The 10,344-nt window shown below is 52.7% G+C and carries 11 protein-coding genes; 8 read left to right on the forward strand and 3 right to left on the reverse strand.

Annotated features, from left to right (window positions below; genetic code table 11):
• Positions 1–32: 32 nt before the first annotated feature.
• The 8 genes from FDW95_RS16825 to fabY all read left to right on the forward strand — a co-directional run bounded on the left by FDW95_RS16825 (position 33) and on the right by fabY (position 7,849).
• Positions 33–1,043: an alcohol dehydrogenase catalytic domain-containing protein gene (locus FDW95_RS16825; RefSeq protein ID WP_115259814.1), complete on the forward strand. Its 1,011-nt coding sequence runs from the start codon at positions 33–35 to the stop codon at positions 1,041–1,043.
• A gap of 70 nt (positions 1,044–1,113) precedes the next feature.
• Positions 1,114–2,547, forward strand: coding sequence for an MFS transporter (locus FDW95_RS16830; RefSeq protein ID WP_115259813.1), 1,434 nt, complete (start codon positions 1,114–1,116; stop codon positions 2,545–2,547).
• Between the two features lie 91 nt (positions 2,548–2,638).
• Positions 2,639–3,964, forward strand: coding sequence for an MFS transporter (locus tag FDW95_RS16835; RefSeq protein ID WP_115259812.1), 1,326 nt, complete (start codon positions 2,639–2,641; stop codon positions 3,962–3,964).
• A 30-nt stretch (positions 3,965–3,994) separates the two neighbouring features.
• Entirely contained in the window at positions 3,995–4,888 is an 894-nt protein-coding gene (locus tag FDW95_RS16840) for an aldose 1-epimerase (protein WP_115259811.1), read from the forward strand.
• A 75-nt stretch (positions 4,889–4,963) separates the two neighbouring features.
• Positions 4,964–5,563: a glucose-1-phosphatase gene (gene yihX, locus FDW95_RS16845; protein WP_096758866.1), complete on the forward strand. Its 600-nt coding sequence runs from the start codon at positions 4,964–4,966 to the stop codon at positions 5,561–5,563.
• The gene (locus tag FDW95_RS16850; RefSeq protein ID WP_115259810.1) at positions 5,557–6,423 is read left to right on the forward strand and encodes a virulence factor BrkB family protein; all 867 of its coding nucleotides are present in this window, start codon (positions 5,557–5,559) and stop codon (positions 6,421–6,423) included. Before yihX ends, FDW95_RS16850 begins: the two co-directional genes overlap by 7 nt.
• Before the next feature lie 2 nt (positions 6,424–6,425).
• A complete protein-coding gene (dtd, locus tag FDW95_RS16855) occupies positions 6,426–6,863 on the forward strand; it encodes a D-aminoacyl-tRNA deacylase (protein WP_096758864.1) in 438 nt (145 codons plus the stop codon).
• Positions 6,864–6,907: 44 nt separating this feature from the next.
• Positions 6,908–7,849 carry a fatty acid biosynthesis protein FabY gene (gene fabY, locus FDW95_RS16860; protein ID WP_153064726.1) on the forward strand — a complete coding sequence of 314 codons (942 nt, stop codon included), beginning with the start codon at positions 6,908–6,910 and terminating at the stop codon, positions 7,847–7,849.
• 126 nt (positions 7,850–7,975) lie between these two features.
• Here the strand turns inward: fabY and fdhE are convergent, their stop codons facing one another.
• From fdhE to fdxH, 3 genes are all read right to left on the reverse strand, one after another.
• Entirely contained in the window at positions 7,976–8,905 is a 930-nt protein-coding gene (gene fdhE, locus FDW95_RS16865) for a formate dehydrogenase accessory protein FdhE (RefSeq protein WP_096758859.1), read from the reverse strand.
• Positions 8,902–9,537: a formate dehydrogenase cytochrome b556 subunit gene (fdoI, locus tag FDW95_RS16870; protein ID WP_096758858.1), complete on the reverse strand. Its 636-nt coding sequence runs from the start codon at positions 9,535–9,537 to the stop codon at positions 8,902–8,904. The genes fdhE and fdoI overlap by 4 nt, the downstream gene beginning before the upstream one ends.
• The coding region (gene fdxH / locus FDW95_RS16875) for a formate dehydrogenase subunit beta (protein WP_137363552.1) at positions 9,534–10,344 on the reverse strand (811 nt) is incomplete at its 5' end. The genes fdxH and fdoI, both read right to left, overlap by 4 nt.

The following is a 10,344-nucleotide window of genomic DNA, read 5'->3' on the forward strand; positions in this document are numbered from 1 at the left end:
TCACCTATTGTTAGCGAATCTGGAGCAGAACCATGGAAAAAATTACCCAAGTTCTCTTTTCTGATATTGGGAAAGTGACGACCCAGTATATTGAGCTGCCGCACCAGGAACTAAAACCGCAGGAAGTCCGCATCGCACCGGTATTCTACGGAATTTGCGGCTCTGACCTGCATGTACTGAAAGGGGGTCATCCATTTGCCAAACCTCCGGTTGTGCCAGGGCATGAAATTGCGGCACGCGTAACGGAAGTGGGCAGTGAGGTGACGAGTGTCAAAGCGGGCGATCATGTCGTTGTCGATCCGATCATGGCCTGCATGGAATGCCGTGCCTGTAAGGCCGGTCGCTTCAATCTGTGTGAGCCACCCCAAGTAGCTGGTTTCCGCGCGCCAGGATTTGCCCGCTCGCAGCATATTGTCCCGGCGCGAAACTGCCATGTTGCACCTGCCTCGCTACCGCTGAAAGCACTGGCTTTTGCCGAGCCGGCAGCCTGCGCGCATCACTGTGTAAGCAGAATGCCGAAAGCCTCACTGGAGAGCGTGTTAGTGATTGGTGCAGGAACCATTGGCTTATCCATTGTTCAGGCTTTGCGCATTATGGGTGCGGGAAAAATCACCGTTATCGAACCTGATGCCGCCAAGCGTGCATTGTCATTAAAGCTTGGCGCGGCTGACGTTTTGGCTCCGGGTGAACTGGATCCGCAGGCTCGCTTTACGGGCGCGATAGATGTTGTTGCTGCTCAAGCCACGCTGAATGATGCCTTTACCCACGTCTATGCCGGGGGAACGGTGATGTGCATGGGTGTTCCGAGTGGTCCTCGTGAAATTCCACTGCCTATGATGCAGCGTTTTGAACGCGATCTGCTGAATTCAGGCATGTATATCCCTGAGGATTTTGATGCGGTAATTGAGTGGCTGGCAGATGGGCGGTTTGACACCAGTGAACTGGTGACCGATCTCTTCCCGGTTGAGGATGCAGCAAAAGCATTTGAACGTGCGCAGCAAAATGACTCGATAAAAGTCATGCTGCAATTTGCTGAGGCTTGATGGCATTACCCTCTGTCTGGCGCTGCTTCACGGCAGCGCCACCCTACAACAATGAAAAAAGGATACTGCGATGAGTCACATCACCAGTCCTGCACCTTATTCAATCGGTCGTCCCCAAGACGTGATTGATATTGTTAATAAACATTCAGCAGTAAACACCAGCGTTGGCATCATTTTTATCGCGCTGGGCGGAATCCTTATCGATGCTTATCAGGCGGCAATGGTTGGGTTTGGTAATAAATATATCGCCATGCAATTCGGTATCTCACCGGGGCTTGCGGCAACGGTTAATGCCTCTGTTTTAGTGGCGGCTTTGATTGGTGGGCTACTGGCGAACCGCGTGATTAATCGCTTTGGTCAAAAGCGCGCATTTATCATCGGGATGGGTTTGTGCACGATTGGTGCTGCAGCCGTTGCGATAGCGCCCAACATCTGGTGGGTGCTGGTTTGTCGGGTGATTATGGGATTCGGTCTGGGCATTGATTTCCCGTTGGCAACGAATGCTGTTGCCGAACTGCGTGGTTCAACGTCCAAGAAAACCGGTTCGTCAGTCAACCTCTGGCAAATGGCCTGGTATGTATCAACTACTGTTGTTTATCTTGTGCTGCTCCCGCTACTGCTGTCGGGCATCGCTGAAGAGCAATTATGGCGTTACGGGATATTCGTAGGTGCGATTTTCGCGGTCATTATCATGATCCTGCGATACTTTTTTATTGGTGAGTCCGCCATGTGGGCGGCGCGAGTCGGACGTTATGATGAGGCGTGCGGCATCCTGGCCAAGCGCTATGGTGTTCACGCTCGCGTTGCGGCGCCTTCACAACGTGGAGATGGCTCTGCGGAAAAAACAGAAAGTAAGTTTCATGGCGGGTACGGCATCTTATTTAATTCCCGTTATCGCAAACGGACCATCCTCGGCTGCGTCGTGGCCACTATGCAGGCCTGGCAATACAACGCCGTGGGCGTTTATTTGCCGCTGACGCTGGCGGGGATTCTTAGCGGAGGATTAACCGGAGCGCTCACTGGTTCAGCGGTCGTGAATGCGCTGTGTGGTATCACCGGTGGGTTAATCGGCTCGCTTATCCTCCAGCGTTTAGGTACCCGCCTCCAGTCGATGTATGGCTTTGCTATTGTGACGATTGCGCTACTGGCATTAGGTGCTTTGGCAACGACAAATCCATGGCTTTCATTAGGTCTGTTAGGTGCCATTATTTTCTTCCATTCGGCAGGCCCTGGTGGCTTAGGGATGACCATCGCCACGTTGTCTTACCCACCTACGATTCGCCCTACAGGGGTTGGATTCGCCCGCGCCATTATGCGTACCGGCGCGATAGCTGGGCTTATTTTCTGGCCGATGTTGTGGGGTGCGTTAAAGACGGAAGCATTCTATTGGTTAGCGATCGTTCCTTTCCTCGGATTCCTGACGTGCGTATTGATTAAGTGGGAACCCCTTGGTGCCAATGTTGACGCTGAAGATGCTGAGGTTCTGGCTGAACTGGAGAAATAGTCAGTAAGCGCGTCGGTATAGATCGGCGCGCTTTATTTATTCATCAATGGTTTTATTCTGCGGATTTCTCACCGACCCGGAGAGGAAAGTTATGGCTGAAAGTGAACAGGTACCAAAAGAAGGACTATCCGGCAAAGCCATGAGACGCGTTGTCATGGGGAGTTTCGCCGGTGCGTTAATGGAATGGTACGATTTTTTTATTTTTGGAACAGCTGCAGGGTTGGTCTTTGCCCCGCTATTTTTCCCTGACAGCGATCCGTTTATTGGTTTAATCGCCGCCTTCGCGACCTTCGGTGTCGGCTTTTTATCACGTCCGCTGGGGGGCATTGTGTTTGGCCACTTTGGCGATAAAGTTGGCCGCAAGATAACGTTGATTTGGACATTAGGTATTGTCGGTACCTCAACGTTCTTAATTGGTTTTATACCTACCTACCAGGACATTGGGATCTGGGCGCCGATTATATTGATGGTTCTGCGCCTGATTCAGGGATTTGGTCTGGGTGGGGAATATGGTGGGGCGGCGTTGATGACTATTGAATCTGCGCCCGAAGCGAAGCGCGGATTTTTAGGATCGCTCCCGCAAACGGCGGCTTCGGTTGGGATTATGCTGGCGACAGGCGTGTTCGCGCTATGTAATCACTTCCTGACTCAGGAGGAATTTCTTTCCTGGGGATGGCGCATTCCCTTTTGGCTCTCTGCTGTCATGTTGATTGTTGGATTGTTCATTCGACTTCATACCGAAGAGACGTTGGATTTCCAACAACAGCAACCGGCCAGACCACATGAAAAATCAACGCCCCCGCTGATTGAACTCTTCCGTAAACATCCACGTAATATTTTGCTGGCGCTAGGTGCCAGGCTGGCGGAGAGCGTTTCGTCCAATATTATTAATGCCTTTGGGATTGTCTATATTTCCAGTCAGCTTGCGTTATCAAGGGACATTCCGCTAACCGGTATGCTTATCGCATCGGCGATTGGCATTGTGTGTTGTCCCCTGATTGGCTGGATTTCCGACCGCGTAGGGCAGCGGAAAATGTACTTGTTTGGGGCCGGTTTTTGCATCCTGTTTGCCTTTCCTTTCTTCATGTTGCTGGACACAAAAAGCACGCTCATTATCTGGTGCAGTATGATCCTGGGTTATAACCTCGGCCCAACGATGATGTTTGCCGTACAGCCCACGTTGTTTACTCGCATGTTTGGTACTCGAGTCCGCTACACGGGCCTTTCATTTGCCTACCAGTTCTCTGCGATTTTGGGTGGGTTAAGCCCGCTTATTGCTTCCAGCTTGTTGGCCTTAGGCGGTGGTAAGCCGTGGTATGTCGCACTGTTTCTGTTTGTTATCTCAATACTTTCATTTATTTGCGTCTGGCTTATCGAGCCCCATTCAGACAATAAAAATGACGCTAACGCGAATTAACTTCTTACCGAAATATCAGAGAACCATTACATGAACACTGAATTTAATACTGAACATCGACAAGCATTACAGCGTGCGTTTGATGCCCCTTGGCCGGGTCCTGTTGGTCAATCTGTGCTGCTTGAAAAAGGAAATATTCGTCTGCAGCTTTTCCCGCAAGACGGTGCCAGAATCACGTCATTACAGGCGTTTGGTTTTGAAGTATTGCGACAATGGGAACCGCAGCGAAGAGCATTTCAATACGGCTGCTTCCCCATGGTGCCTTGGGCGGGACGCCTTGGGTATGCGACGCTGAACGTGGGGGAGAATCAGTATGCTTTGCCTGCTAATAAGCCGCCTCATGCTCTGCACGGCATGGCTTGTTACTCATCGTGGGAGATCGTTGAGCAAAAGGCGGATGCCTTGACGCTGAGTATGCCGTTGGAATCCCCATGGCCCTGGCAGGGCGAAGTGCTGCAAACGCTGACCCTTGAAGAGGATACGCTCATTCTACGCCTTGAAATTCATTCAGGTGCAGGTTCATTCCCGGCATCAGCGGGCTGGCATCCTTGGTTTGCTAAACGCCTCGGCTTGCAGCATGAGGATGCAGAACTGCAGGTGTTATTCAATGCTGACTGGCAGGAGGAGGCTGGGAGTAATGAACTTCCGACAGGCAACAAAATTCCTCCACAATCGGGTCCGTGGGATGACTGCTTCGGTTTTTCTTCCGGTCTGAATGTCAGATTACAATGGCCAGGTAAGCTGAGTATGGTGATGACATCGGCGGCACAAAGCCTGGTCGTCTTTGATAAACAACCTGACGCGACATGTGTTAATCCACTCACTCAGGCACCTAATGCCATTAACCTGACGCCGCAGTTTGTCAGCGCTGGCTTACCGCTGGTGATTGAGTCTCGCTGGCAATTTAACGATGAAGGCGAATAATCGCGACTGGCACGCATAGTCAAACTTCTCCTTTCCCGCTACAGTTATTCATCCATGGCGAGTAAGGAGAAGGACATGCTCTATATCTTTGATTTGGGTAATGTGATTGTCGATATCGACTTCAATCGCGTGTTAGGCACATGGAGCGATCTGAGCCGTGTCCCGCTGGCTTCGCTAAAGCAAAGTTTCACCATGGGGGAGGCTTTTCGCCAACATGAGCGGGGTGAAATAACCGATGAGGCGTTTGCCGAGGCGCTGTGTCACGACATGGCGCTGCCGTTGAGTTACGAACAGTTTTCCCATGGCTGGCAGGCCGTTTTTGTTGCGCTACGCCCCGACGTCATCGACATCATGCATAAACTGCGTGAGCAGGGGCATCGTGTCGTGGTGCTGTCGAATACCAACCGCCTGCATACGACATTTTGGCCGGATGAGTACCCAGAAGTTCGCCAGGCTGCGGACCATATCTATCTTTCTCAGGAACTCGGCATGCGTAAACCCGAAGCGCGGATTTACCAGCATGTTCTGCAGTCCGAAGGTTTTTCTGCCGCAGATACGGTCTTTTTTGATGATAACGCCGATAATATTGAAGGGGCTAACCAGTTAGGGATCACCAGCATCCTGGTCGTTGATAAAACGACCATACCTGACTATTTCGCGACGGTGTTATGCTAAAAAACGTGCATCAAAAAGCCAGGCACCATACGCGTCCTGTACGGGCCTGGCTGAAGTTATTATGGCAACGCATTGATGAGGACAACATGACGACACTGGCGGGCAACCTGGCTTACGTCTCGTTGCTTTCGTTAGTGCCGCTTATCGCCGTTGTTTTTGCGCTTTTCGCCGCATTTCCCATGTTTTCCGACGTCAGCATTCAGCTGCGACATTTTATATTCGCTAATTTTATTCCGGCCACCGGCGATGTTATTCAGCGCTATATCGAACAGTTTGTCGCGAACTCGAACAAAATGACCGCCGTCGGCGCATGTGGGCTGATTGTGACGGCTCTGTTGCTGATGTATGCCATCGACAGCGCACTGAATACCATTTGGCGCAGCAAACGCACCCGGCCCAAAGTGTATTCGTTTGCGGTGTACTGGATGATTTTAACGCTGGGCCCGTTGTTGGCGGGTGCCAGTCTGGCGATCAGCTCTTATCTTTTGTCCCTGCGCTGGGCCAGCGATCTCAATACCGTTATTGATAACGTCCTGAGGGTATTGCCGCTGGTGCTCTCCTGGCTCTCATTCTGGTTGCTGTACAGCATTGTACCTACCACGCGCGTACCCAATCGTGATGCGGTGATCGGCGCTTTTGTCGCCGCGGTGCTGTTCGAAGCTGGGAAGAAAGGATTTGCACTCTATATCACGATGTTTCCGTCTTATCAGTTGATCTACGGCGTGCTGGCGGTGATCCCCATTTTATTCGTCTGGGTATACTGGACGTGGTGTATCGTCTTGCTAGGCGCGGAAATAACTGTCACTCTCGGTGAATACCGCAAACTCAAACAAGCCGCAGAACAAGAAGAAGCAGAATAAATATGATTGCATTGATTCAGCGCGTAACCCGTGCCAGCGTCACCGTGGAGGATGAGGTGACGGGTGAAATTGGCCCAGGACTTTTAGTCTTATTAGGTGTCGAAAGGGATGATGACGAACAGAAAGCAAACCGCCTTTGCGAGCGCGTGCTCGGTTATCGAATTTTTAGCGATGCCGAAGGTAAGATGAACCTGAACGTACAACAGGCGGGTGGCAGCGTGCTGGTGGTCTCACAGTTTACGCTGGCGGCAGATACCGAACGGGGCATGCGCCCGGGCTTCTCAAAGGGCGCTGCGCCCGATCGTGCAGAAGCGTTATATGAATACTTTGTTGAGCGCTGTCGCCAACAGGAGATGAATACGCAAACCGGACGATTCGCTGCGGATATGCAGGTTTCACTGGTTAATGATGGCCCCGTGACGTTCTGGTTACAGGTATGAATCAGCTTCCGGCGTGGTCGCGGGTAACAAGAGAGAATACAACTATGTATCACCTTCGAGTGCCGCAAACAGAAGAAGAATTGGCGCGTTACTACCAGTTTCGCTGGGAGATGTTGCGTAAACCACTGCATCAGCCAAAAGGCTCTGAGCGGGATGCCTGGGATGCGATGGCGCACCACCAGATGGTGGTGGATGAAGAGGGCAATCTGGTCGCGGTAGGGCGTTTGTATATCAATGCGGATAACGAAGCCTCCATACGCTTTATGGCTGTAGACCCGTCCGTGCAGGAGAAGGGCTTAGGCACGCTGATGGCGATGACCCTGGAATCTGTGGCGCGTCAGGAAGGGGTCAAGCGCGTAACCTGTAGCGCCCGTGAAGATGCGGTCGAATTTTTTGCCAAGCTGGGTTTTGTGAGCCAGGGTGAAATCACCACGCCGCAAACCACGCCGGTACGCCACTTTTTGATGATCAAGCCCATTGCCACACTGGATGATATTCTTCATCGCGGTGACTGGTGTGGACAGCTTCAGCAAGCCTGGTACGAACATATTCCGCTGAGCGAGAAAATGGGCGTGCGTATTCAGCAGTATACCGGGCAAAAATTCATTACCACGATGCCCGAAACCGGCAATCAAAACCCGCACCATACCCTGTTTGCCGGGAGCCTGTTTTCTCTGGCTACGTTAACCGGTTGGGGGCTGATCTGGCTAATGCTGCGCGAGCGCCATTTGGGCGGAACGATTATCCTCGCCGATGCACATATCCGCTACAGCAGACCGATCACCGGCAAGCCGACGGCCATTGCCGATCTGGGTTCGCTGAGTGGCGATCTTGACCGTCTGGCGAGAGGCCGTAAGGCGCGTGTCCAGATGCAGGTAGAGGTCTTTGGCGATGATGCGGCAGGTGTGGTGTTTGAAGGCACCTACATTGTGCTACCCGCAAAACCATTTGGTGCCTACGAAGAAGGTGGAAACGAAGAGGAGTAGGGGCAAATCCCTGTTTTTCATTCTACCCCGTTCGCTATTGCTAACGATTCCAGACGAGTTATTCAGGCATTAAGCGTCTAAAGGACAACCCGGCAGCGTGAAATGCTCACCGGGTTGTGAATTGACTTACTCCCCTTCACCCGGGAACAGGAACGGGTTGATGGAGCTGCGGGCAAAGCCCTCTTGCTCCATGTGCGCGTCCAGCATCAGCGAGGCGAGGTCGTCGGCAACGGCTTCGACATTGGGGTCTTTTTCCTGATACAGAATCTTCAGGTAAGTCCCGCAGTCGCCGCAGCTTTCAGCTTTAATCGCAGACTGTTCGTTATCCAGTGACCAGTAGTTCAAATCACGGCTTTGCTCGCAGTTGCTGCACTTCACGCGCACCACGTGCCACTCGGTTTCACACAGGTTGCAGTGCAGATAGCGCAGCCCCTGAGTGGTACCGATTTGCACCATGCTGGAGACCGGCATCGAACCGCACACCGGGCAGAACTGGCGCTGTTCACCGTATTCCGCTCGTGCTTTGCCGGGGATCAGGCTGGCCATTTGTGCCCAGTAGAGTGACAGCGCGGCCCAGATGAACGGCGCTTTATCACTGCTGACCGACGCAAAATCAGAAGCAAACAGCGCGCTGGCCATCAGTTCCAGCTCTTGCTCGGAGGCTTTTTCCAGATTCTCGATCACCGCTAACGCAGGGCCGCTCATTTCTGGTTTCAGCTCAGCAATTAACGATTGCAGCAGTTTTTGCCAGTGCTTATCGCGTGGCAGAACGTGGATATCCAGCGGCGGTTTGCCCTGATCGTTCGCTTCTTTGATGCGCGCGGTCAGGTCCATCTGCAGCGGATGGTCGTACAGCACCACTTCCTGCGCATGAGCGATCAGCGCAGCAAAGCGCAGATAATCACCCAACGGGTTGTTTTCGGCCAGCTCGCGCAGACGCTCAGCACGGCGGTTATACAAATTTTTGAGTCTGGGGAACAATAACGGCGGAATCATATCCGCCGTGCGTTTCTCGCTCGAACCCAGCTCATCTTGCGGGATTATGCGAATACTCATTCAGATGACTTTTCCTGTTTCTGGCGGACTTCACGGTACCAGCGTGGGTGATGTTTCTTCGCCCATGAGCTGGTGACCCATCCTTCCACCATCGCGGTAATGGTGCCTTTCACCCAAAGGGCGGCGTAAATGTGCACCATGATAACCACAATTAACGCTACTGCGGCAAATGAATGCAGCATTAACGCGAATCGGATCACCGGGATTGAGAAAGCAGGCGCAAAATACGGGCGCCAGATGATCACTCCGCTCACCAGCAACAGGACCAGGAAGATAATCGCCGCCCAGAATACGCATTTCTGGCCGAAGTTATAACGTCCCGTGTCACCTACTTCCTCGTTGACGACGATCTTACGAATATTCTTCGCCCAAAAGATATCATCCCGATTGATTAGATTGTGGTGCCAGTAACGGAAAAACATGATGATAAACGAGGCAAACATAATCACGCCGACAAACGGGTGCAGAATTCGCGCCAGCTGCGGGGTGCCCATGATTTGCATCAGCCAGTTGAAGGATGGGAAGAAAAAGCCCAGCCCGCTTATCGCCGCCAACATGAAGCAGAAGGCGGTGACCCAGTGGTTGATGCGTTCCGGCGCTGTATAGCGCACGATGGTGTCACGTCGTTTCATTTGCGCACCTCGTCTTTTTCTTCATGCAGATTGTCTTCTTCCTCTTCCGCTCGGTTCGGACCGACGCCGACGTAGTGGAAGATGCTGGCCGCAAATGTCGCTGCAAAGCCGACCGCTGCGAGGGGTTTCCAGATGCCTTTCCAGAACTTCACGGTGGCGCTGATTTCCGGGTTTTCCGGCAGGCCATGGTACAGATTCGGCTTGTCGGCATGATGCAATACGTACATAACGTGCGTACCGCCAACGCCTATCGGATCGTACAGTCCGGCGTTATCGTAGCCACGGGTTTTCAGCTCTGCCACGCGCTCGCCTGCCAGCGTTTTCATCGACTCTTTGGTGCCGAAATGAATCGCGCCGGTTGGGCAGGTTTTCACGCAGGCCGGTTCTTGTCCTACCACCACACGGTCAACGCACAGCGTACATTTATAGACGCGATTGTCTTCCGGGTTGAGGCGCGGCACGTCGAACGGACAGCCTGCAATGCAGTAGCCGCAGCCAATGCACTGCTCGGACTGGAAGTCGACAATGCCGTTGGCATACTGAATGATTGCCCCTTCCGCCGGACACGCCTTCAGGCAGCCCGGATCGGCACAGTGCATGCAGCCATCCTTGCGGATCAGCCACTCCAGTTTGTCGTCTTGTTCCACTTCCGAGAAGCGCATCACCGTCCAGGATTTGGCGGTCAAATCGGCGGGGTTGTCGTACACCCCAACGTTGCTGCCGATTTCATCGCGGATATCGTTCCACTCTGAGCAGGCCACCTGACAGGCTTTACAACCGATGCAGGTGGTGACGTCGATGAGCTTG

Source organism: Citrobacter sp. wls718 (assembly GCF_005280945.1).
Taxonomy (GTDB): Bacteria; Pseudomonadota; Gammaproteobacteria; order Enterobacterales; family Enterobacteriaceae; genus Citrobacter; species Citrobacter gillenii.

Excerpts from the sequence above, each read along its gene's own strand:
- FDW95_RS16825 (WP_115259814.1), top strand. The coding sequence starts at position 33 with ATGGAAAAAATTACCCAAGTTCTCTTTTCTGATATTGGGAAAGTGACG.
- FDW95_RS16830 (WP_115259813.1), top strand. The coding sequence starts at position 1,114 with ATGAGTCACATCACCAGTCCTGCACCTTATTCAATCGGTCGTCCCCAA.
- FDW95_RS16835 (WP_115259812.1), top strand. The coding sequence starts at position 2,639 with ATGGCTGAAAGTGAACAGGTACCAAAAGAAGGACTATCCGGCAAAGCC.
- FDW95_RS16840 (WP_115259811.1), top strand. The coding sequence starts at position 3,995 with ATGAACACTGAATTTAATACTGAACATCGACAAGCATTACAGCGTGCG.
- yihX (WP_096758866.1), top strand. The coding sequence starts at position 4,964 with ATGCTCTATATCTTTGATTTGGGTAATGTGATTGTCGATATCGACTTC.
- FDW95_RS16850 (WP_115259810.1), top strand. The coding sequence starts at position 5,557 with ATGCTAAAAAACGTGCATCAAAAAGCCAGGCACCATACGCGTCCTGTA.
- dtd (WP_096758864.1), top strand. The coding sequence starts at position 6,426 with ATGATTGCATTGATTCAGCGCGTAACCCGTGCCAGCGTCACCGTGGAG.
- fabY (WP_153064726.1), top strand. The coding sequence starts at position 6,908 with ATGTATCACCTTCGAGTGCCGCAAACAGAAGAAGAATTGGCGCGTTAC.
- fdhE (WP_096758859.1), bottom strand. The coding sequence starts at position 8,905 with ATGAGTATTCGCATAATCCCGCAAGATGAGCTGGGTTCGAGCGAGAAA.
- fdoI (WP_096758858.1), bottom strand. The coding sequence starts at position 9,537 with ATGAAACGACGTGACACCATCGTGCGCTATACAGCGCCGGAACGCATC.